Origin of the sequence: Faecalibacterium sp. Marseille-P9312, from assembly GCF_902497445.1 — a bacterium.
Taxonomy (GTDB): domain Bacteria; phylum Bacillota; class Clostridia; order Oscillospirales; family Ruminococcaceae; genus Faecalibacterium; species Faecalibacterium longum.
The window spans coordinates 24,366-46,609 of sequence record NZ_CABVEW010000016.1 but is presented as its reverse complement, the minus strand read 5'-3'; the positions used below and the strand labels follow the sequence as shown (position 1 = coordinate 46,609).

The window sequence follows — 22,244 nt, the reverse complement described above, 5'->3', positions numbered from 1 at the left end:
TCGGAAAGGAGTTTTGATATGAAGCCCCAGACCTTTACGTGGAAGAAACTCGCCGCCGACGAGCTGACGCGGGTGTATCTGGACGAGATGCGCCGCGACTTCCCGCCCAGCGAGCTGAAACCCCTGAGCATGATTCTCAACAGCGAAGCCGCCGGCATGGCCCACACCTGGGGCGTGTTCGAGGGGGAGACGCTGGTGTCCTATCTGCTGATGGTGCGGCCGATGGGCTGTGAAGTGAGCCAGCTGGACTATTTCTCCGTCCTGCCCGCCTACCGCAGCACCGGCATTGGCGCACGTCTGCTGGCCGCTCTGCCCGCTCACGAGGAGGGCGCAAAGGCCATCCTCATCGAGGCCGAGTGTCCCGAGAAGGCCGACGACGAGGCTATGGCCGTCCGGCGTCTGGGCTTTTATGCCCGCTGCGGGGCCGTTGACACCGGCTGGACGGAGCATCTTTTCGACGCATGGTTCCGGGTGCTGGTCCTGCCTGCCGAGGGGGAGACGCTGGATGCAGAGACGGCCAACAAAGAGCTGGCCGACTGCTACAGCCGGGTGATGGGCGCGGACAAGTGGCGCAGATATGTCCGGCTCTACCGTCCGGACGGCACGGAAGAGAAATTCTGATTCGATCATAGGGTCTGAAAGGCTGCTTTACGTTCTGTGAAGCAGCCTTTTTTGCACCCTTCAGCGGGCGGGATGCACAAACGAACGTGCGGATTTTTGACAGTTTGACCGGAAATGTAAAATCAAGTGTCCTGTTTTCCACACCGACTTTACCAGAGGATGACAACAGCGCAAAAACACTGCACAAAGCTTTACCTGCATTTTGCGCCGCCATGGTCGCAGCCGGATGGGCGGTGCGCTACAATAAAGGCGTCCCAAGAGAGACACAACGAGGAAAAGGAAAACAGTCCGGCCAGAACAAAAGGGCCGGCCCAGTTGAAGGAGATATTATGATGAAAAAGATCACTCGTCGTTCGTTCCTGTCCATCTGCGGCGCTGCTGCCGCTGCTGCTGCCCTGACCGCCTGCGGCGGTGCAGCTTCTTCCACTGCTGCCTCTTCTGCCGCCGCATCCAGCACCGCAGCTTCCGCTTCTTCTACGGCTGCGCTGTCCGGCAATGTCGCCACCGGCGGTTCCACCTCTATGAAGAACGTCATCGCCGCCCTGACCGAGGGCTTCGCTGAGCTCGAGCCGGATGTCACCATCAGCTATGACCCCACCGGTTCCGGCGCAGGCATCACCGGCGCTGCCGATAAGACTCTGGACATCGGCCTTTCTTCCCGCGCCCTGAAGGCTGACGAGACCGGCGTCACCGGCACCACCGTGGCTCTGGACGGCATCGCCATCATCGTCAACAAGGACAGCAAGGTCGAGGACCTGACCGTTGACCAGCTCAAGCAGATGTTCACCGGCGAGATCACCAACTGGTCCGAGGTCGGCGGCGACGACGGCGAGATCGTTCTGGTGGGCCGCGAGGCTGGCTCCGGCACCCGCGATGGCTTCGAGAGCATCGTGGACGTCAAGGATTCCTGCAAGTACGCGCAGGAGCTGACGGCTACCGGCGCTGTCATCAGCGCTGTGGAGGCCAATCCTCTGGCCATTGGCTACGCTTCTCTGTCTGCCATCGGCGACACCGTCAAGGCTGTGACCGTCGGCGGCGTGGAGTGCAGCGAGGAGACCGTCAAGGACGGCAGCTATGAGGTGCAGCGTCCCTTCGTGTTCGTCACCAACGACTCCGTCACCCTCTCCGCTCAGGCTCAGGCGTTCTTCGACTTCGCCACCAGCACCGATGCAGCCGACCTCATCCGCACCGCAGGCGCTGTGCCGGTGAACGAGTAACTTTGTGAGGGATCCCTCAGGTGTTTTTATGAAAAAATTCGAGCTTCCCCGCACCCCGGCCCAATGGCTGGAAGCTGTCATGAACGCCATCTTCTTCCTCTGCGGCATCCTCGCCGTGGGCTGCGTGGCTGTCATTACCATCTATATGTTCCTGTCGGGCCTGCCCGCCATCGGAAAGATCGGCCCGCTGAAATTCCTCTTCGGCACCGAGTGGGCCTCCACGGCGTCGGAGCCGAAGTACGGCATCCTGCCCTTCGTGCTTTCGAGCATTTACGGCACCCTGGGTGCGTCCCTCATCGGTGTGCCGGTGGGCCTGCTGACAGCGGTGTTCCTCTCGAAAGCGGCAGCTCCCGGCGTGCGCAATGTGGTCGTCACGGCGGTGGAGCTGCTGAGCGGCATCCCCAGCGTGGTGTTCGGTCTGCTGGGTATGCAGGTGCTGGTGCCTGCGGTGGCGAAGGTGTTTGGCAAGGCGTCGGGCGCCTGCCTGCTGTCGGCCATCGTGGTGCTGTCCATCATGATACTGCCCAGCATCGTGTCCGTGTCGGTGACGGCCCTCAACGCCGTGCCGCCCGAGTATGAGCAGGGCAGTCTGGCACTGGGTGCGACCGATACGGAAACGTGGTTCAAGATCAGCATCCCGGCGGCCAGGAGCGGCATTGCAGCCGGAATCGTTCTGGGCATTGGCCGCGCCATCGGCGAGGCAATGGCCGTCATGATGGTGGCCGGCAACAGCCCCAATATGCCGGACAGCCTCTTCCGCAGCGTCACCTTCCTGACCACGGCCATCGCCAAGGAGATGAGCTACGCCAGCGGCCTGCAGAAGCAGGCGCTGTTCAGCATCGCGCTGGTGCTGTTCGTCTTCATCATGGTCATCAATGTGCTGCTCAACGCTGTGCTGAAGGGAGGAAACAAGGATGAAAAGTGACTTCTCCCCCTCCCGCCGCGCATGGAACGTCATCATGACCGCGCTGGTCTGGGCGGCGGCAGTGCTGGTCATCGCCCTCACGGTGGGCGTCATCGGGCTGGTACTGGTGCGGGGCATCCCCAACATCAGCTGGGAATTCCTTTCCACCACCGCCAGCGTCCTCAAAGGCACCGACGGCATCCTGCCCGCTATCCTCAACACGTTATATGTCATCCTGCTCACCCTGCTCATCGTCCTTCCGCTGGGCGTGGGCGCGGCAGTTTACCTCACGGAGTACGCCTCCAACCGGAAGCTCATTGAGGTCATCGAGTTCACGAATGAGACGCTGGCGGGCATCCCCAGCATCATCTACGGCCTCGTGGGTATGCTGGTCTTCGCCCAGACCATGGGCTTTAAGACCTGCCTGCTCTCCGGCAGCCTGACGCTGGTGGTCATGAACCTGCCCACCATCATCCGTACCACGCAGGAGTCCCTCAAAACGGTGCCGCAGGGCTACCGGGAGGGTGCTCTGGGCCTCGGCGCGGGCAAGTGGCACATCATCCGCACCATCGTGCTGCCCTGCAGCATCGACGGCATCGTCACCGGCTGCATCCTGGCCGTGGGCCGTATCGTGGGTGAGAGCGCGGCCCTGCTCTTCACCGCCGGTGCGGCGGAAGTTATTGCAGGCAGCATCGCCAAGGCGTACACATCCAACGGCGCGACCCTCTCCGTCCTGCTCTATCTGCGGGCCTTCGAGGACGGCGACTTCGCCTCCGCCTGGGGCATCGGCGCAGTGCTGCTGGTCCTGGTGCTTCTCATCGACCTCGCAGCCCGTCTGGCAAAAACAAAGCTCAAACAGAAACAGTAAGGGGTATTTTATGGATAACAATATGCCGGTCATCTCGGCAAAAAATCTGAACCTCTGGTACGGCGACTTCAAGGCCCTCAAGGGCATCTCGCTGGATGTGGGCGAACAGGAGATCACTGCCCTCATCGGCCCCTCGGGCTGCGGCAAATCCACCTTCCTCAAGACCCTGAACCGGATGAACGACCTTGTGCCGAACGTCCGCATCGAGGGCGACGTCCGGCTCCGGGGTGAGGATATTTTCTCAAAGGAGATGCAGCTGACCGACCTGCGCCGCCGCGTGGGCATGGTCTTCCAGAAGGCGAACCCCTTCCCCATGAGCATCTACGACAATATTACTTATGGCCCCAAGCTCCACGGCGTCCGCAATAAAGCGGAGCTGGATGAGCTGGTGGAAAGCTCCCTGCGGGGCGCTGCCCTCTGGGACGAGGTGAAAGACCGCCTGAAAAAGAGCGCGCTGGGCCTCTCCGGCGGCCAGCAGCAGCGCCTGTGCATCGCCCGGGCTCTGGCTGTCAAGCCCGAAGTCCTGCTGATGGACGAGCCCACCAGCGCCCTCGACCCCGGCTCCACCATGAAGGTGGAAGAGCTGATGAGCGAGCTGAAAAAGAACTACACCGTGGTCATCGTCACCCATAACATGCAGCAGGCGGCCCGTATCAGCGACCGCACGGCATTCTTCCTGCTGGGTGAGCTGGTGGAGTGCGGCCCCACGAGCGAGATTTTCAGCACCCCGAAGGATAAGCGCACCGAGGACTACATCTCGGGCCGCTTCGGTTAAAAAGGAGGGTTTGCGATATGAGCACACGCACACAGTACGAAGCCGACCTCGCGGCTCTGAAGGGATCGCTGGCCAAGATGAGCCAGCTCTCTGCCGACGCGGTGGAAGATGCGCTGGAAGCCCTCTGCACGGCGGACGCCGAGGAAGCAAAGGGCATCATCAAGGGCGACACCGAGGTCAATCGGATGGAGCGGGACATCGAGCACCGCTGCATGACCCTGCTGCTGCGTCAGCAGCCGGTGGCAGGTGATCTGCGCTTTATCTCTGCTGCCATGAAGGTGGTGACAGACGTGGAGCGCATCGGTGACCATGCCGCCGACATCGCGGAGATCGTCCCCCATCTGGCCGGTGTCCGCAAGGCGGGCGACCCTGCCGTGAGCAGGAGCATTGAGATGGGCCGCAAAGCCCACAAGATGCTGCAGGACGCCATGGGCGCCTTTGCGGCAGAAGATGAGGCGGCGGCAAAAGCCGTCATCGACGCCGACGACGCGGTGGACTACGACTTCAACAGCATCAAGCGGATGCTGGCGGCGGAGATCGCCGCCGACCCCGGCAAGGTGGACGCCGCGCTGGATGTGCTGATGGTCATCAAGTACCTCGAGCGCATCGGCGACCACGCCGTGAACATCGCCGAGTGGGTGGAGTTCCTGCGCACGGGCCGGTATCACCACGAGAAGATGTTCTGAGTTCTGTTTTCCTCTTTTTCTTTTCCTGAAAAGCTGCTGCCCGAGGCGGGCGGCAGCTTTTGCTTTGTCGAAACCCCGTCTGAAAAATTTTGGAGTTTTTTCTTGTCTTATGCAATTTCCGGCCCGGCTGCGCCGTATTATAGGCAGAAGCCTCCCAACAGAGGGATGCTTATGAGACCTGAGCGCGGCCCGGCTCCGACATCCCCCCTGTCCCCGGCTGCGCCGCAACGGAGGATACCGATGAACACCAAGAATTTCCCGCTGGAAGCCTACGGCGCGGCCGTCAGCCGCGAAGAGCTGGTGCAGGCGGCTTTGGATGAGATCACCAAGAATTACCGTGAGGCCAGCCTCTCCAATGTGGCCCGCAGTTACGGCGTCTCTCTGGCCTATGTCAGCGAGTGCGTCCGGGCGCAGACAGGCCGTACTTACAAGGAATTGCTCCAGAAGCACCGGATGGAGACTGCCGCCCGCCTGCTGCGCCGCAGCGACTGGAACATCCAGCAAATCATCACCTATGTCGGCTACGAGAACACCAGTTATTTCTACCGCCTGTTCCACGAGCGGTACGGCCAGAGCCCCCGTGAGTACCGTCAGAGCCGCGCGGCCCGCACCCGCACACCGGCCTGACCTTTGAGCACACCGCGAAAAAAGACGTCCCGTGTCTGCGGGACGTCTTTTGATGTCTTAAGATGGAAAAACGATGCAGAGTGTGTTACAATAAAAGCCAGACCTGCAAAAATGTGGGAGTGCGCTGCGGCGCACGGAAAGAGAAGGTGGAAACGGAATGTTTCGTGGAGCACGGCGCTCTGATCTGGAGCAAATTTTAGAGATCTATGCCCATGCCCGGAAAACAATGGCGGATTCGGGCAACCCGACCCAGTGGGGCGACAGCTATCCGCCGCAGGAGATGCTGGAAGAAGACATCGACTCCAACCGGCTGTTCGTCTATATGGTGAACGGCCGTCTCGAGGCGGTGTTTGCCTTCATCCTCGGGCCGGACCCCACCTACGCGAAAATCGAAGACGGCCAGTGGCTCAACGATGAGGTGCCTTACGGCACCATCCACCGGCTGGCCTCGGCAGGTGACCGCAGGGGCGTGGCGTCTGAGGTCATCGCATGGTGCCTCGAGCACTGCGAGAGCCTGCGGGCCGATACCCACGCCGACAACAAGATCATGCAGCATCTTCTCGAGAAGAACGGTTTTGCCCGCTGCGGCATCATCCATGTGGAAGACGGCACGCCCCGCGTCGCCTATCAGAAGCTGTCGGCCACCGTACACATGCAGGAAGAATAAGGAGGGACTGGCATGAAGATCACACAGGTAAAGCTGGGCCGTATCTCGACCCCGCTCCGCGTCCCCTTCAAGACAGCGCTGCGCACCGTGAGCAGCGTGGAGGACGTCATCGTTGAGCTGCACACCGACACCGGCGCGGTGGGCTACGGTGAGGCACCTCCTACCGGCGTCATCACCGGCGACACCACCGGAGCGATCATCGGCGCTATCCGTGACCACATCGCTCCGGCCATTCTGGGCCGCAACCTCGACGAGTTCGAGGATCTGACCGCCGCCGTGCAGAAGGCCCTCGTCCACAACACCAGCGCCAAGGCTGCCGTGGATATGGCCCTGTGGGACCTGCTGGGCCAGAAGTACAGCGCCCCGGTCTACCGGATGCTGGGCGGTGCGCGCAGCAATATCGTGACGGACATCACCATCAGCGTCAACCCGCCTGAGGAGATGGCCCGGGACGCCCGCACCGCCATCCAGCGCGGTTATGACTGCCTGAAGGTCAAGGTGGGCATCGACCCGGAGCTGGACGTGGCCCGTCTGGCCGCCGTCCGCGAGGCCGTGGGCAAGGACGTCAAGCTCCGCATCGACGCCAATCAGGCGTGGAATGCAAAGCAGGCTGTCCGCATCCTCGACCAGATGCAGGAGAAGGGCCTGGACATCGAGTTCGTCGAGCAGCCTGTCCCTGCGGCTGACCTCGAGGGGATGCAGTACGTCACCCGCCACGCCAGTGTGCCGGTGCTGGCCGATGAGAGCGTGTTCAGCCCGGCGGATGCCCTGCGCATCATGCAGACCGGCGCAGCCGACTTTGTGAACATCAAGCTGATGAAGTGCGGCGGCATCACCAACGCCCTCCGCATCGCCTCGGCGGCAGAGGTCTACGGCGTGGAGTGCATGATCGGCTGTATGCTGGAAGCCAAGATCTCGGTCAACGCAGCCGTGGAGCTGGCCTGCGCCAAGAAGATCATCACCAAAGTGGACCTGGACGGCCCGGTGCTCTGCAGCGAGGACCACATCCTCGGCGGCGCGGTCTTCGACGAGAAGAATATCACCGTTTCGGATGCACCCGGCATGGGCATCCAGGGTTTCGTCCCCGGCAAAGTGACCTATCTGGACGACTGAAAGATCAGAAAAAATAAATAAGAATGACTACCCCCCGGCAGACGAACTCTGCCGGGGGATTTTTCTGCCCTGAGCGGTGAAATATTTTAATTGTGTATTTCTATGACGCACACATAAGGCGGCGCGGAGGAAGGCTGAAAACGAAAAAATCTGCCGAAGCAGCCCGAAAAATTCACTGAAAACCTTTGACTTTTCTTCCGTGTGTGCTATAATAACAACTGTCTTTGGGTAAGAGACAGGAAAAGTGTGCGTCGAGGACGCACAAATACAGAGGAGTGTTTTATATGATGAATGGTGCAAAAGCCATTGTGAAGAAGTACAATGAGGTCAGCCTCATCCTTCGCATCGTCGTCGGTCTGGTCATCGGCGCGGTGCTGGCGCTTGCGGTGCCGGGTGCAGGCTGGGTCGGCGAGCTGGGCAGCCTGTTCGTCGGCGCACTGAAGGGCATCGCTCCGGTGCTGGTGTTCGTCATCGTGGCGAGCGCGCTGGCACAGGGCAGCTCCAAGCTGGACCGCCGCTTCGGTACGGTCATCTGGCTGTACATGCTCACCACCTTCCTTGCGGCTGCGATCGCTTCGATCACCAGCTTCATGTTCCCTGTGTCGGTCGTTCTGGCAGACGCTGCGCAGTCGGATGTGGTGCCGCAGGGTCTGGGCGAGGTGCTGGGCACCCTGCTCACCAACTTCGTCGCCAACCCTGTCAGCTCTCTGATGAGCGGCAACTACATCGGCATCCTGTTCTGGGCCTGCATGTTCGGCCTTGCCATGAAGAACATCGGCTCTGACACCACCAAGAAGTTCCTCGCCGACACTGCCGACGCTGTGTCGCAGGTGGTGCGCTGGATCATCAATCTGGCGCCCTTCGGCATCATGGGTCTGGTGTACACCAACGTGGCCGGCAACGGTCTGGCCATCTTTACCCAGTACGGCAAGCTGCTGGCCCTGCTGGTGGGTACCATGCTCTTCATGGCGTTCATCGTTTCGCCCTTCATCATGTTCCTCTATCTGCGCTGCAACCCGTATCCGCTGGTGTTCCGCTGCCTGAAGGAGTCCGGCCTGACCGCTTTCTTCACCCGCAGCTCTGCGGCCAACATCCCCGTCAACATGGCCCTGTGCGAGAAGCTGGGCCTCGATAAGGATATGTATTCCGTCTCCATCCCTCTGGGCGCTACCATCAATATGGATGGTGCGGCGATCACCATCACCATCATGACGCTGGCTGCGGCCAACACGCTGGGCATCCCCGTGACCCTGCCTGCCGCCATCGTCCTGAGCGCCATGTCCGCTCTGGGTGCCTGCGGCGCTTCCGGCGTGGCCGGCGGCTCTCTGCTGCTCATCCCCATGGCCTGCTCCCTGTTTGGCATCTCCAACGATGTGGCCATGCAGATGGTCGGTGTCGGCTTCATCATCGGCGTGATCCAGGACTCTGTGGAGACTGCGCTGAACTCTGCCGGCGACGTGGAGTTCGCCGCGACCGCCGAGTATCATCAGTGGCTCAAGCAGGGCAAACTCCTGCCGGACTTCCTCCGCAAGTAATAGGCAAAACAAAATGGCTGGGGCCGCGAGGCCCCAGCCGTTTTTCATGTGCGGAATTTGAAGTTCTTGAGGATATTGTTCAGGCTGCGCTCGATGTGCTTTGCCATTTCCTTCTGGGCGGCCTTGGCATCCTGTTTCTGGATGGCCTTGAGGATGTCAATATGCTCCTGAGTGGACTTGATATAATGGTCCAGCTTCGGGGAGGCAATGCCCACGCTGGGGCCGTTCCAGAGACTGGACAGGAATTTGTAGAGCCGCTCGTTGTCTGCCGCTGTCCAGATGGCGGAGTGGACGGCAAGGTTCAGCTCTTCGTATTCCTCCGTTGAAACGCTGTCCATATGGCGTTGCAGAGCTTCCAGCTTTTTGATGTAGTCGGCGGCGTCCGGCATCCCCCGCTGGGCGGCGCGCTTTGCGGCCTCCGATTCCAGCAGGATGCGCATTTCGTAATGGTCGGTGATGTATTTCTCGTCGATGGTCTTGACGATGGCGCCCCGGTTCATCCGCAGCTCGATGAGGCCCTCGGCCTCCAGAGTCTGGAATGCTTCCCGCACCGGCGTGCGGCTGACGCCCAGCCGCTCGGCAGTCTCGGTCAGGCTCAGTTCATCGCCGCTCTTGTACTCGCCGGAAAAGAGCGCTTTTCGCAGGATGGCGGTGATCTGTACCCGAACGGGCATGGCTTTTTTTAAGCTGTCCATAGTGTGGTGTGCCTCCATAGGATCTGAAATCCCGGCTTTTCCGGACGGAAAGACCGGGATATTATTATTTTTCTATTTAAGAATATCATTTCCGAAATATCGTGTCAAACATTTTAGAAATGGAATATCGTATACGATATTCGTCGTTCTCCACAAAAAAGATGTCTGAAATTTAGAGATAGCGGAGAAAGCGGCTCATCCCTCTTGAAAACAGCGTTGAAACGTGGTACTGTAGAGCCACCGAAAAGAAATTGTATACGATATTCAAAATTTAAAAAAGAGAACGGGAGGATTCCACCATGCACGCCATCGAAAAAATCTTGGCCAAGAACAGCGGCAGAGCCGAGGTCCACACCGGCGAGATCGTGACCGCCAAGGTCGATTTTGCCGAGATCAACGACCTCTATCTCCAGACGGTCTATTCCTTCTACGAGATGGGCGGCGAGAAGGTCTGGAACCGGGAGCGGGCGGCTTTCGTCTTTGACCACTACGCCCCCTGCCCCGACATCAAGAGCGCAGCAAACCACAAGGAGATGCGCGAGTTTGCCAAAAAGAACGACCTGCGCTTCCACTTTGACACCAACTGCGGCGTCTGCCATCAGGTCATGCCGGAAGCCGGCGTCATCTACCCGGGCATGATCGTGGTCGCCACCGACAGCCACACCACCACCCACGGTGCTTTCGGTGCGATGGGTACCGGCTGCGGCGCCACCGATATGGCTACCATCCTGATGACCGGCGAGCTGTGGTTCCGTGTGCCGGAGATCATCGAAGTCCGTCTGGACGGCGAGGCGCAGAAGGGCGTCTACCCCAAGGACGTCATCCTCGAAGTTCTGGGCCGCATCCGTGCTGACGGTGCTGTGTATAAAGCCATCGACTTCACCGGCAGTTACGTCGAGAAGCTGAACGTCGCAGGCCGCATGACCATCTGCAATATGGCGGTCGAGATGGGCGCCAAGACCGCCTATATGCAGCCCAACGCCGACGTGCTGAACTACGTGGATAAGCGTGCTGTCCGCCCCTACGAGGTGCAGTTCACCGACCCCGATTTCCAGTACGAAGAGAGCTATGTGTTCGATGTCTCCAAGATCGAGCCGAACCTTGCCTGCCCCAGCAGCGTCGAGAATGTCCATCCCCTGTCTGAGGTGGTGGCAAACGGCCCCATCAAGCTGAATCAGGGCTACATCGGCAGCTGCACCGGCGGCCGCGTGGAAGACATCGCCATCGCTGCCAAGATCCTGAAGGGCAGACACATCCCCGAGTATACCCGTCTGATCGTCGTTCCCGCTTCCAACGAGGTCATGCAGGAGTGCATGAAGGCCGGCTACATTCAGGATCTGATGAATGCCGGTGCTACCATCACCACCCCCGGCTGCGGTGCCTGCCTCGGCGCACATGAGGGCATCCTTGCTCCGGGTGAGGTCTGCATCACCAGCACCAACCGCAACTTCCCGGGCCGCATGGGCTCCACCGAGGCTCTGATGTACCTTGCCAGCCCGGCCACCGTTGCCGCCAGCATGGTGAACGGCTGCATCACCGACCCCAGAGATTTTCTGTGAGATTTGAAAAAGGAGGAACATTCTTATGAACAGTGAGATCACTGGAAAGATCATCGTCGTGGGCGACAACATCGACACCGACCAGATCTACCCCGGCTGCTATCTGGCCCTGACCGACCCGAAGGAGATCGGCAGCCACTGCCTGAGCGGCGTGGACGTGAACATCGCCGCCAACTTCCCGCAGGGCGGCATTGTGGTGGCAGGCCGCAACTTCGGCTGCGGCTCGTCCCGTGAGCACGCCCCCATCGCCTTGCTGAACATGGGCGCAAAGGCGGTCATCGCAGATTCCTTCGCCCGCATCTTCTTCCGCAATGCGGTCAATCTGGGCCTTGTTCCGGTCATCTGCAAGGGCATCAGCCAAAAGGTAAAAGAAGGTCAGACCCTGACCCTCGACTTTGTCAAGGGCGTCGTCACCGTGCAGGAGACCGGCGAGAGCTACCCCTGCGAGGCACTGGGCGAACAGGCCATGAAGATCCTTGCCGCAGGCGGCATCAAGCCTCTGATGCGCGCCCGCTTCGCAAAAGAAAAAGCAGAACAAAAAGCAGAGTAATGTGACGCGTGGAAAAATCTGGAGAAAAGAGTTAGAAGAGTTATAAGAAGTGTAAATTGAAGAGAAAGATACGGGGGCAGTTCGTGAGGAACGGCTCCCGGGAGGAAAAATTATGCCAATGGAACTTGTTTTTGTGATCGGAATGGCGGTCCTTCTGATCCTGTGTATCAAAGTCAAGGCAAATGCATTCATCTCTCTGCTGGCGACGGCGCTGGTCATGGGTATGCTCAGCGGCATGAGCGGCGCGGACACCGTCAGCGCCATCACCAGTGGCTTTTCCGGCACGGTCAAAAGCATCGGCATCGTCATTATTTTTGGCATCATGCTGGGCAACTATCTGGACGCGGCCAAAGGTACGAACCGGATGGCCTATGATGCGGTGAAACTGGTCGGCCAGAAGCGTGCAGGCCTGGCAATGGCCATCACCGGCTATATCGTTTCCATCCCCGTCTTTTCGGACGCGGCCTTCGTCATCCTGACCCCGCTGGTCAAGGCTATCCACAAGAAAACGAAGATCCCTCTTGCCATTCTGGCCGTCAGCCTCTCTGCCGGTCTGCTGTCCACCCATGTCTTCGTGCCTCCCACGCCCGGTCCTCTGGCCGCGGCGGGCCTTCTGGGCATCGACATTGGCCGTGCCATCCTCTACGGCGCATTCGGCGCAGTGTTCATGACGGCCGCAGGCTGGATCTTCGCGGAGCTCTACTTCCGTAATAAGCCCGAAAGCTACTATACATTCCGGGACGAAGAAGCGCAGAAAGAGGACGAGGCTACCCCGTCCATCGACGATGACAAGGACCTGCCCGGCACCTTTGCCAGCCTGATGCCCCTTGTCGTGCCTATTGTGCTCATCCTGCTCAACACCACCTGCGGCATGATCCTGCCTGAGGATTCCCCCATCCTGTCCATCGTTTCCTTCGTTGGTGATTCCAACATCGCTCTGGCCATCGGCGCAGTCCTGTCCATCATCACCCTGGGCAAGCGTCTGGGCGGCAAAGCCATCATCGACATCATGGACAAGACTCTGAAGGACGCCGGCCCCATCGTGTTCATCACCGCAGCGGGCGGCGCACTGGGCCAAGTACTTAAAGTTTCCGGCGCAGGCGACAGTCTGGCACAGATGGTGCTGAACACCGGTCTGCCCTTCATCCTCATTCCCTTCGTCATCTCCGGCCTGCTGAAAGTCGTGCAGGGCTCCGGCACGGTCGCAGTGACGACGGCGGCAACGCTCTGCGCTCCCATTGCAGCCAGCCTCGGCCTCGACCCCATCCTTATCTTCCTGGCTTCCGGTGCGGGTGCCCGTCTGTGCTGCCACGTCAACGACAGCTATTTCTGGGTCTACACCAACTGCATGGGCTTTGATATGAAGACGGGCCTCAAGACCCTGTCCATCAGCAATCTGTCTATGTCGCTGGGCGGCTTGCTTGCCACCTTTATCTGCAGCCTGTGGCTGTGATAAAAACAGTATTCTCCTAAGCCTTTTTCCACGCTCATTTTCTCCAACCAAAAGCAGCTCAGCCAAAAACAGACCGTGCCGCCGGGAGCTAAGCTCCCGGCGGCACGGTCTGGCTGTTTTATAAGGATTTAGTCCATGAGCCTTGCCTTCTGCAGAGCGGTGATGATGAGGGGGATGAGCACCAGCTGTGCGATGATGCCCGGCACAGCGGTGAAGAGCGCACCGGACAGGAAGGCCGAGAACGGGAAGCTCGAGCCGGACAGGCCCGCCAGCACGAAGCGGACTGCGCCCCAGACGAGGCGGCCAGCCACCATGGCCGCCGCGAGGGTGGCGTAGGTCATGGGCAGGGTGTGCTTCACCCGGCGATAGAGCCAGCCGGAGACAGCACCGTAAGCTGCCAGCTCAAAAGCCATCGAGATGGCGATGGGGAACATCGGGGGCATCCCGAAGAGCACCGAGCGGAGCAGCGGGGCCGCAAAGCCCACAGCCAGACCCCAGGGCCCGCCCAGCACGAAGCCGCAGAGCAGGATGGGGAAATGCATCGGGCAGAGCATATTGCCTACCTGCGGCAGATGGCCCGTCACCATGGGCAGCACGAAGGCCAGCGCCAGAAAGAGTGCGGCCAGCACGACGTTGCGGGCCGGAGAAGAGTTTTTGGTTTTCATCTGTTTCCTCCTGTGACTGCGCCGCAGAAAAACAAAAAAGGGGCCTGCCAGTTGGCTTGCAAGCCAACGGCAGACCCCTTCATGGCGTCTGTTTCAAAAATGCGGCGGCTGAAAATAGTGTAAGGCGGGCTTCGGCCCGCAGGCCCGGCTTCCTGCCGGAGATCGTGAAAATTATAGCAGAGTGCCGCAGGATTTGTCAAGACCGCTCCCGGACAGGCTGCAAATTGACCAAAAAAGAAAGCGTTTGGAGCAGTTTTTGACCGCCTGTGTACATTTTGCTGAAAGAAGCTTGACCTTTTTGCACAGAATAGATAATATAAACTTGAATTATAGCGCAATGGGGCGGCGGGAGCTGTGCCTTGCGCGGCTGTATACTTGCAACTTCTGAGGTTCATACGGGAGGACCATCATGACAAATGCAGAAAAGCTTACCCTTGCCAAGCACGCCTGTCACATCCGCATGGGCGTGATCGAGGGAACTCACAGCGCCAAGTGCGGCCATCCGGGCGGCAGTCTGGACATCGCCGAGGTGCTGTCTTACCTCTACTTCGTGGATATGAACATCGACCCCAAGGAGCCGAAAAAACCGGACCGCGACCGCTTCGTGCTGTCCAAGGGCCATGCAGCTCCGGCACTTTACGCCACGCTGGCCGAGCGCGGGTTCTTCCCGGTGGAAGACCTCAAGACCCTGCGCAAGATCGGCAGCTACCTGCAGGGCCACCCCAACATGAATGAGACTCCGGGCGTGGATATGTCCACCGGCAGTCTGGGTCAGGGCGTGTCTGCCGCCTGCGGCATGGCTCTGGGCGCAAAGCACAGCGGCAAGCCCATCAATGTCTACACCATCCTCGGTGACGGTGAGGTGGAAGAGGGCGAGTGCTGGGAGGCTTTCATGTTTGCCGCCCACTATAAGCTCTCCAACCTCTGCGTCATGCTGGACCGCAACCACCTCCAGATCGACGGCACCACCGAGACGGTCATGAACAGCGCCCCGCTGGAAGAAAAGCTCAAGGCGTTCAACTTCAACGTCCTGACCATCAACGGCCACGACTACGACCAGATCGAGTCTGCTATCAAGGCGTTCCACGCCGAGAACGACAGGCCCACCTGCATCATTCTGGACACCGTCAAGGGTACCGGCGTCTCCTTTATGACCAACTCTGTGGATTGGCACGGCAAAGGCCCCAACGACGAGGAGTACGCTGTGGCCATGCAGGAGCTGAACGCAGCCTACGCCGCGCTGGAACAGGAGGACAAGTAAGATGGCAGATGTAAAAATGATCGCTACCCGCGAGAGCTACGGCAATACTCTGAAAGCACTGGCCGCTGAGGGCCACGACGACCTGGTGGTCCTGGACGCCGACCTCGCTGCCGCTACCAAGACCGGTGTGTTCCGGAAGGCTCACCCGGACCGCCACTTTGACTGCGGCATCGCCGAGGCCAACATGATGGGCGTCGCCGCCGGCCTGTCCACCATGGGCTATGTCCCCTTCGTGTCCAGCTTTGCGATGTTCGCTGCGGGCCGTGCCTTTGAGCAGATCCGCAACTCCGTGGCCTACCCCCACCTGAACGTGAAGATCGGCGCTACCCACGGCGGCATCTCCGTCGGTGAGGACGGCGCTTCTCACCAGTGCTGCGAGGACTTCGCCCTCATGCGCAGCCTGCCCGGCATGACCATCATCTGCCCCGCCGACGACGTGGAAGCACGCGCTGCTGTCCGCGCCGCCTACGAGATGCAGGGTCCTGTCTACCTCCGCTTTGGCCGTCTGGCGGTTCCCGTGTTCCACGATGAGGCCAACTATCACTTCGAGATCGGCAAGGGCGAGCAGCTCACCGAGGGCAGTGATATTGCCATCGTGGCCACCGGCCTGATGGTCAACGAGGCCCGCAAGGCCGCTGAGACTCTGGCTGCCGAGGGCATCCACGCCCGCGTCATCAACATCCACACCATCAAGCCTCTGGATGAGGACATCATCCTCAAGGCTGCCCGGGAGTGCGGCAAGATCGTCACCGCCGAGGAGCACAACGTCATCGGCGGTCTGGGCGAGGCTGTCTGCTCCCTGCTCAGCGAGAAGCTGCCCACCCCTGTCCGCCGCGTCGGCGTGCAGGACAAGTTCGGCTGCTCCGGCCCCGCCTGGGACCTGCTGAAGGAGTACGGTCTGGATGCTGCCACCATCTGCAAGACCGCAAAGGAAATGCTGGGCAAGTAAGCTCTTTCTCTGAAATAACGAACGCCGCTGTGCATTGCACGGCGGCGTTTTTGCATCTCACAGAGCTTTTATCAGCTTTTCCCTCTCGGCGTACACCTCGGCGAAGACTTTGCCCCGGGCTTTTTATGTGACTTGCTCACGGAAAAACGCCGGAGTTTGGGGTATACTGTCCCTGTCAGATGAAAAAACACTCTTTATGGAGGGAAACGATATGGCAGTCATCACCATCACGAAAGAAAACTTTGAGGCCGAGGTGCTGAAGAGCGCTCAGCCCGTCCTGCTCGATTTCTGGGCCGCCTGGTGCGGCCCCTGCCGGATGCTGAGCCCCATCGTGGACGAGGTGGCCGAGGAGCGCACCGACGTCAAGGTGGGCAAGGTCAATGTGGACGAGCAGCCCGATCTGGCCGCCGAGTTCGGCGTCATGAGCATCCCCACCCTGCTGCTGTTCGAGAACGGTAAGCTGGTTCGTCAGGCCGTCGGCGCACGTCCCAAGAGCGGCGTGCTGGAACTGCTGGGCTGAGGATAAAACGGCGAGGAGCCGCTGCACGGAAAACGCTGTGCGGCGGCTCCTTTTTTGCGCCTGCATCATCTCAAAGCGGGCTTTCGTGAAATCATTTCGCCTTTCTGTACAAACGCACAGAAAAATCGTATCATAAAAATGAAAACACTGTCACTTTCACACTTTACAACTTTATCTAGATAAAGTAAAATAACCTTATCATAAGACAAAAGCGCCCGGGAAAAGGCGGGGCGCAGGGGCCGGGGCGGGCAAGCGCCCGGTGAAAAGTGAGGGAAAAGGTATGAAATTTGACATCTCCTGCTTACAGCCGAAGGAACAGGCCTCTTTCGCGCTGCGGGCGCTGTATGAGGCGGCGGGCTGCCGCAAATATCACATGGGCCGGTTCGAGGAGTACGGGCTGTATCAGGAGAACCGCAGCTTCCTCTCGTCGGAGCAGGTCATCACCTTCACCGATCTGGACGGGCGGCTGCTGGCACTGAAACCTGACGTGACCCTCTCCATTGCCAAGACGGCCCAGCCCGCGCCGGGCGAGACACTGCGCTACTACTATCACGAAAACGTCTACCGCCCCTCGGCGGAGAGCCACACCTTCAAGGAGATCGGCCAGATGGGCCTTGAGATGCTGGGCGATGTGGGCGAAGGACAGGTGCGGCAGGCGGTGTCGCTGGCGGCACAGTCCCTCGAGCAGCTGGGCCAGCCGTGGGTGCTGGAAGTGAGCCATATGGGCTACCTGTTCGGTCTGCTGGATGCGCTGGACGTGCCGGAAGCTTCCCGCGCCGCCCTGCTGGCAAAGCTGAAAGCGAAAAACCTCCACGAGCTGAAAGCGGCGGCATCCGCCGCCGGGCTGGATGAGGCCGGTGCCGACGCGCTGGCGGGGCTGATGAGCCTCTGCGGCAGCTGTGAGGATCTGCTTCCCCGTGTGGAAGCCACCTGCCGGAACGAGCGGATGGAAGCCGCCGCTGCCGAGCTGAAAGCCATCACCGAAGAGCTGGCTGGTGCAGGCGGCAGCATCCGTCTGGATATGACGCTGGCCGGTGAGATGGAATATTACAACGGCCTTGTGTTTCAGGGCTATCTGGAGTCGCTTCCCCGTCCGGTGCTCAAGGGCGGGCGGTATGACCTGCTGATGCAGAAGTTCACCCCGGGCGCGGGGGCCATCGGCTTTGCGGTCTATCTCGACGAGCTGGACCGCCTGAGCGCCCCGCTCCCGCCGGTACAGCAGCAGAAAACCGAAAAGACCATGCTGAACGTAGCTCTGCCGAAGGGCCGTCTCGGCGACAAGGTCTATGACCTGCTGGCTGGTATCGGCTACGGCTGCCCCGAAGACTACAACGCCACCCGCAAGCTGGTGGTGGAGAACCCCGCCGCCGGCATCCGATACTTCCTCGTCAAGCCCAGCGACGTTGCCATCTACGTCGAGCACGGCGCGGCAGACGTGGGCATCGTGGGCAAGGACATCCTGACGGAAGCGTCTGCCGATGTCTACGAGCTGCTGGACACCGGCCTCGGAAAGTGCCGGATGTGCGTCGCCGCCCCGGCAGATCACAAAGACGACCCCAGCCGCCCGGTGCGGGTGGCAACCAAGTTCGTCAACATCGCCAAGAGCTATTATGCATCCATCGGGCGGGACATCGACATCATCAAGCTGAACGGCTCCATTGAGCTGGCCCCCATCCTGGGCCTGTCCGACGTCATCGTGGATATTGTGGAGACGGGTACGACCCTGCGGGAAAACGGTTTGCGGGTGGTGACGGAGTTCATGCCCATCTCGGCCCGCTTCATCGCCAATAAGGCCAGCTACCAGTTCAAGCACCGCGAAATGGACGAGATGCTCGAAAAGCTGCGTGCCGCCCTTGCCGCAAAGGAGGAGAAAAAATGATAAAGCTGTATAAGTTTGATGAACTGAAGCCCGAAGAGATCCTGAACCGTGACATCCGCGCGGAGAAGAATGTGGAAGATGTGGTGGACGGCATCATTGCCGATGTCCGCGCCCGGGGCGACGAGGCCCTGAAAGAATACGCCCTCAAGTTCGACGGTGCCAAGCTGGATAACATCCAGGTGACGCAGGAGGAAATTGAAGAAGCCTTTGCGAATATGGACGGCTATTTCCTCGAAACGCTGCGGGAGGCCGCCGCCAACATCGAAGCCTTCCACCGCCAGCAGGTGCATAAAAATTTTGTGATGAACGACAAGCCCGGCATCGTGCTGGGCCAGAAATACACCCCCATCGAGAAGGCGGGCGTCTACGTCCCGGGCGGCACGGCGGCGTATCCTTCCACCGTCCTGATGGACGTCATCCCGGCCAAGGTGGCGGGCGTTTCGGAGATCGTCATGACCACTCCCGCCGGTAAGGACGGTAAGATCGATCCGGTCATCCTCGCCGCTGCGGCCACCGCAGGCGTGACCAGGATCTTCAAGACCGGCGGCGCACAGGCCGTGGCCGCGCTGGCCTACGGCACCCAGAGCATCCCAGCGGTGGACAAGATCGTCGGCCCGGGCAATATCTATGTCGCCACTGCCAAGAGGAAGGTCTTTGGCAAGGTGGGCATCGACATGATAGCAGGCCCCAGCGAGATCCTGGTTCTGGCCGACGGCGGCTGTGACCCCGCCTGGGTGGCCGCCGACCTGCTGAGTCAGGCCGAGCACGACAGGCTGGCAAGCCCCGTCCTCGTCACGGACAGCGCTGAGCTGGCCAAGGCTGTGCAGGCAGAGCTGGAAGTGCAGATCCCCCAGCTGCCCCGCGCCGCCATCGCCCGCGCCAGCGTGGACGACAACGGCAAGATCATCGTCTGCTCTGATTTACGCAAGGCCATCGAAGCCTGCAACATCATCGCACCCGAACATCTGGAAGTCTGCGTGGACGACCCCTTCAGCGTGCTGAATGAAATCAAAAATGCAGGCAGCATCTTCCTCGGTCGGAACGTCCCCGAGGCACTGGGCGACTACTTCGCCGGCCCGAACCACACCCTGCCCACCAGCGGCACGGCACGCTTCTCCAGCCCTCTGGGCGTGGACGACTTCGTCAAGAAGTCCAGCTTCATCTACTACACCCGGGAGGCGCTGGAAAAGGCTGCGCCCCGCATCGCCGACTTTGCCGAGCGGGAGGGCCTGCACGCCCACGCCCGCAGTGTGACCATAAGATATGAATAAACCTCTCAGGCGTTTCGCGCCAGCTCCCCTAATAGGGGAGCCTTTGGCAGAGAGGTCAAGTTGCAATAAAAACGGAGGCTGGCAAACATGAGCCGTTTTCTTTCTCCCACGCTGGAAGCTGTCACTCCCTACACCCCGGGCGAACAGCCGCAGGACCAGCAGTACATTAAGCTGAACACCAACGAAAGCCCTTATCTCCCCTCTCCGGCCGTGGTGGGGGCGGTGAGCGAGGCTGAGGTGGAAAAGCTCCGCCTCTACTCCGACCCTGCGTGTGCCGAGCTGCTGCGGGCAGCGGCGGCACATTTCGACTTACAGCCTGACCAGATCATGCCCGGCAACGGCAGCGACGAGAACCTGTTCTTCGCCCTGCGGGCCTTCTGCGACGAGAACCACCCGCTGGCCTATGCAGACATCACCTATGGCTGCTACGGCGTCTGGTGCGGGCTGATACACATCCCCAGCCATATCATCCCGCTGAAAGAAGATTTCACCCTCGACCCGGCAGATTATTATGGCCTGAACGAGACCATCGTCATCGCCAACCCCAACGCCCCCACCGGTCTGGCCCTGCCCCGCAGCGCCATCGAGGAGATCCTGAAGGCGAACCCCAACCATGTGGTCATCGTGGACGAAGCCTATGTGGACTTCGGCGGCGAGAGCTGTGTGCCGCTCATCGACAACTACGAAAATCTGCTGGTGGTCCAGACCTTCTCGAAGTCCCGTCAGCTGGCCGGTGCGCGGCTGGGCCTGGCTATGGGGAATGCAAAGCTCATCGCCGACCTCAACCGGGTCAAGTTCAGCCTCAACCCCTACAACATCAACCGGCTGACCCTGAAGGCGGGCAAGGCCGCGCTGGAAGATACGGACTACTTCGACAAGACCCGCGCCGCTATCGTGGAGACGCGGGGCTGGACAAAGCAGCAGCTGGAAGCGCGGGGCTTTGCCGTGCTGGACAGCCGCTCCAATTTCCTGTTTGCTTCCACCGACAAAAAGAGCGGCGGCGAACTTTATCGGAAACTGAAAGAAAAAGGCGTGCTGGTGCGCCACTTCGACGCACCCCGTATTTCGAACTGGCTGCGCATCACCATCGGCACGCCGGACGACATGACCGCCCTTCTGCGGGCGCTGGATGAAATTTTGGAGGGCTGAGCCATGCGGGAAGTGACCATCGAGCGGAACACCAACGAGACCCAGATCGAGCTGACCCTGAACCTCGACGGCGCAGGCCGGTATCAGGTGGACACCGGCTGCGGCTTTCTGAACCATATGCTGGAGCTGTTTGCGCGGCACGGGCGCTTTGATCTGGTGCTTACCTGCCACGGCGACGTGGAGGTGGATTATCACCACACCACCGAGGATGTGGGCATCGCGCTGGGGCAGGCGTTCGCCCGGGCGCTGGGCGATATGCGGGGCATCCACCGGTACGGCAGCTTCTATCTGCCCATGGACGAAGCCCTCATCCTCTGCGCCGTGGACATCTCGGGCCGCTGCACCCTGAACTGGGACATCCATTGCAGCACCGAAAAAGTCGGCGACTTCGACGTGGAGTGCGCCAAGGAGTTCTGGCTGGGCTTTGCCCGCAGCGTGCCGGCCACCGTCCACTTCGTTCAGTTCGCGGGAGAGAACAGCCACCACATCCTTGAGGCCGCGTTCAAGGGCGCTGGCCGTGCGCTGGCCGATGCCGTCCGCATCGACGCGGCCCATCGGGACGAAATTCCTTCCACGAAAGGACTGCTGGTATGATATGCATCATCGACTACGGCGTGGGCAACCTGTTCAGCCTGAAATCGAGTCTGGCCCATCTGGGGCTGGAAGCGAAGGTCAGCGCGGACGCCGCCGACATCCGCGCCGCTGACCGGCTCATCCTGCCGGGCGTGGGCGCCTTCGGGGACGCGATGGCAAAGCTCGAGGCCACCGGCCTTGTACCGGTCATCAAGGAAGAAGCGGCGCAGAAGCCCCTCCTCGGCATCTGCCTCGGGATGCAGCTGCTGTTTGAAAAGAGCTGCGAGTACGGCGAGCACGACGGCCTTGGCTTCGTGCCGGGGCAGGTCTGCCCGCTGGCTCCCGACCTCGGCGACAAGAGCCTGAAAGTGCCGCAGATCGGCTGGAACGCCGTCCACATCCTGCGGGACGACCCGCTGTTCAAGTACGTCAGGGACGGCGAGTATTTCTACTACGTCCACAGCTATTACGGCAAAAACTGCGCCGCCAACACACTGGCCGTCAGCGACTATTCCCTGCCCGTCACCGGCGTGGTGAAGGCGGGCAAGGTGTACGGCACCCAGTTCCACCCGGAGAAAAGCGGTGACGCAGGACTGCGGCTGCTGAAAGCATTCAGTGAGCTATAAATAGAAAGGCGGCTTGCCCTCTCCGTCAGCGCTGCCGCGCTGCCACCTCTCCCAAAGGGAGAGGCTTTTGGCTCCCCCTTT

Annotated in this window: 23 protein-coding genes; 21 read left to right on the top strand and 2 right to left on the bottom strand. The window is 60.5% G+C overall.

Going from position 1 to position 22,244, the window contains the following annotated elements; genetic code table 11:
* Positions 1-18: 18 nt before the first annotated feature.
* The 10 genes from F3G95_RS11595 to sstT all read left to right on the top strand — a co-directional run bounded on the left by F3G95_RS11595 (position 19) and on the right by sstT (position 9,013).
* Positions 19-621, top strand: coding sequence for a GNAT family N-acetyltransferase (locus F3G95_RS11595; protein ID WP_149795063.1), 603 nt, complete (start codon positions 19-21; stop codon positions 619-621).
* Positions 622-953: 332 nt separating this feature from the next.
* The gene (locus F3G95_RS11590; protein WP_149795098.1) at positions 954-1,838 is read left to right on the top strand and encodes a phosphate ABC transporter substrate-binding protein; all 885 of its coding nucleotides are present in this window, start codon (positions 954-956) and stop codon (positions 1,836-1,838) included.
* A gap of 28 nt (positions 1,839-1,866) precedes the next feature.
* Positions 1,867-2,763, top strand: a complete 897-nt coding sequence (gene pstC, locus F3G95_RS11585) for a phosphate ABC transporter permease subunit PstC (RefSeq protein ID WP_149795062.1) — start codon at positions 1,867-1,869, stop codon at positions 2,761-2,763.
* Entirely contained in the window at positions 2,753-3,610 is an 858-nt protein-coding gene (gene pstA / locus F3G95_RS11580) for a phosphate ABC transporter permease PstA (RefSeq protein WP_149795061.1), read from the top strand. The genes pstC and pstA overlap by 11 nt, the downstream gene beginning before the upstream one ends.
* A 10-nt stretch (positions 3,611-3,620) precedes the next feature.
* On the top strand, positions 3,621-4,385 hold the full coding sequence (gene pstB / locus F3G95_RS11575) for a phosphate ABC transporter ATP-binding protein PstB (protein WP_149795060.1): 765 nt from the start codon (positions 3,621-3,623) through the stop codon (positions 4,383-4,385).
* A gap of 17 nt (positions 4,386-4,402) precedes the next feature.
* Positions 4,403-5,071 carry a phosphate signaling complex protein PhoU gene (phoU, locus tag F3G95_RS11570; protein WP_149795059.1) on the top strand — a complete coding sequence of 223 codons (669 nt, stop codon included), beginning with the start codon at positions 4,403-4,405 and terminating at the stop codon, positions 5,069-5,071.
* Positions 5,072-5,311: 240 nt separating this feature from the next.
* Positions 5,312-5,698: a helix-turn-helix transcriptional regulator gene (locus tag F3G95_RS11565; protein WP_149795058.1), complete on the top strand. Its 387-nt coding sequence runs from the start codon at positions 5,312-5,314 to the stop codon at positions 5,696-5,698.
* 157 nt (positions 5,699-5,855) lie between these two features.
* Positions 5,856-6,365 (top strand): GNAT family protein, encoded by a 510-nt coding sequence (locus F3G95_RS11560; protein ID WP_149795057.1) that lies wholly within the window; start codon positions 5,856-5,858, stop codon positions 6,363-6,365.
* 12 nt (positions 6,366-6,377) lie between these two features.
* Positions 6,378-7,478, top strand: a complete 1,101-nt coding sequence (locus F3G95_RS11555) for a dipeptide epimerase (RefSeq protein ID WP_149795056.1) — start codon at positions 6,378-6,380, stop codon at positions 7,476-7,478.
* Positions 7,479-7,765: 287 nt separating this feature from the next.
* On the top strand, positions 7,766-9,013 hold the full coding sequence (gene sstT, locus F3G95_RS11550; protein WP_149795097.1) for a serine/threonine transporter SstT: 1,248 nt from the start codon (positions 7,766-7,768) through the stop codon (positions 9,011-9,013).
* A 44-nt stretch (positions 9,014-9,057) separates the two neighbouring features.
* On the opposite strand, the gene F3G95_RS11545 is transcribed toward sstT, so the two are convergent.
* Positions 9,058-9,708 (bottom strand): GntR family transcriptional regulator, encoded by a 651-nt coding sequence (locus F3G95_RS11545; RefSeq protein WP_149795055.1) that lies wholly within the window; start codon positions 9,706-9,708, stop codon positions 9,058-9,060.
* A 299-nt stretch (positions 9,709-10,007) separates the two neighbouring features.
* Between F3G95_RS11545 and F3G95_RS11540 the strand changes: the two genes are divergently transcribed.
* From F3G95_RS11540 to F3G95_RS11530, 3 genes are all read left to right on the top strand, one after another.
* Complete coding sequence (locus F3G95_RS11540; RefSeq protein ID WP_149795054.1) at positions 10,008-11,267, top strand: 3-isopropylmalate dehydratase large subunit; 1,260 nt, start codon at positions 10,008-10,010, stop codon at positions 11,265-11,267.
* Between the two features lie 25 nt (positions 11,268-11,292).
* A complete protein-coding gene (locus F3G95_RS11535) occupies positions 11,293-11,817 on the top strand; it encodes a 3-isopropylmalate dehydratase small subunit (protein WP_149795053.1) in 525 nt (174 codons plus the stop codon).
* A 112-nt stretch (positions 11,818-11,929) separates the two neighbouring features.
* Positions 11,930-13,270, top strand: a complete 1,341-nt coding sequence (locus F3G95_RS11530; protein WP_149795052.1) for a gluconate:H+ symporter — start codon at positions 11,930-11,932, stop codon at positions 13,268-13,270.
* A 128-nt stretch (positions 13,271-13,398) separates the two neighbouring features.
* Here the strand turns inward: F3G95_RS11530 and F3G95_RS11525 are convergent, their stop codons facing one another.
* Positions 13,399-13,935: an ECF transporter S component gene (locus F3G95_RS11525; RefSeq protein ID WP_149795051.1), complete on the bottom strand. Its 537-nt coding sequence runs from the start codon at positions 13,933-13,935 to the stop codon at positions 13,399-13,401.
* A 409-nt stretch (positions 13,936-14,344) separates the two neighbouring features.
* Between F3G95_RS11525 and F3G95_RS11520 the strand changes: the two genes are divergently transcribed.
* The 8 genes from F3G95_RS11520 (at position 14,345) to hisH (ending at position 22,163) form a co-directional block, all read left to right on the top strand.
* The gene (locus tag F3G95_RS11520) at positions 14,345-15,196 is read left to right on the top strand and encodes a transketolase (RefSeq protein WP_149795050.1); all 852 of its coding nucleotides are present in this window, start codon (positions 14,345-14,347) and stop codon (positions 15,194-15,196) included.
* Between the two features lies 1 nt (position 15,197).
* Complete coding sequence (locus F3G95_RS11515) at positions 15,198-16,145, top strand: transketolase family protein (RefSeq protein ID WP_149795049.1); 948 nt, start codon at positions 15,198-15,200, stop codon at positions 16,143-16,145.
* Between the two features lie 211 nt (positions 16,146-16,356).
* Positions 16,357-16,665 (top strand): thioredoxin, encoded by a 309-nt coding sequence (trxA, locus tag F3G95_RS11510; protein ID WP_149795096.1) that lies wholly within the window; start codon positions 16,357-16,359, stop codon positions 16,663-16,665.
* A gap of 280 nt (positions 16,666-16,945) precedes the next feature.
* Entirely contained in the window at positions 16,946-18,544 is a 1,599-nt protein-coding gene (hisG, locus tag F3G95_RS11505; protein ID WP_149795048.1) for an ATP phosphoribosyltransferase, read from the top strand.
* Entirely contained in the window at positions 18,541-19,815 is a 1,275-nt protein-coding gene (gene hisD / locus F3G95_RS11500) for a histidinol dehydrogenase (RefSeq protein WP_149795047.1), read from the top strand. Before hisG ends, hisD begins: the two co-directional genes overlap by 4 nt.
* Positions 19,816-19,902: 87 nt before the next feature.
* Complete coding sequence (gene hisC / locus F3G95_RS11495) at positions 19,903-20,964, top strand: histidinol-phosphate transaminase (RefSeq protein ID WP_149795046.1); 1,062 nt, start codon at positions 19,903-19,905, stop codon at positions 20,962-20,964.
* Between the two features lie 3 nt (positions 20,965-20,967).
* Complete coding sequence (hisB, locus tag F3G95_RS11490) at positions 20,968-21,558, top strand: imidazoleglycerol-phosphate dehydratase HisB (protein WP_149795045.1); 591 nt, start codon at positions 20,968-20,970, stop codon at positions 21,556-21,558.
* Entirely contained in the window at positions 21,555-22,163 is a 609-nt protein-coding gene (hisH, locus tag F3G95_RS11485) for an imidazole glycerol phosphate synthase subunit HisH (protein WP_149795044.1), read from the top strand. Before hisB ends, hisH begins: the two co-directional genes overlap by 4 nt.
* Positions 22,164-22,244: the final 81 nt, after the last annotated feature.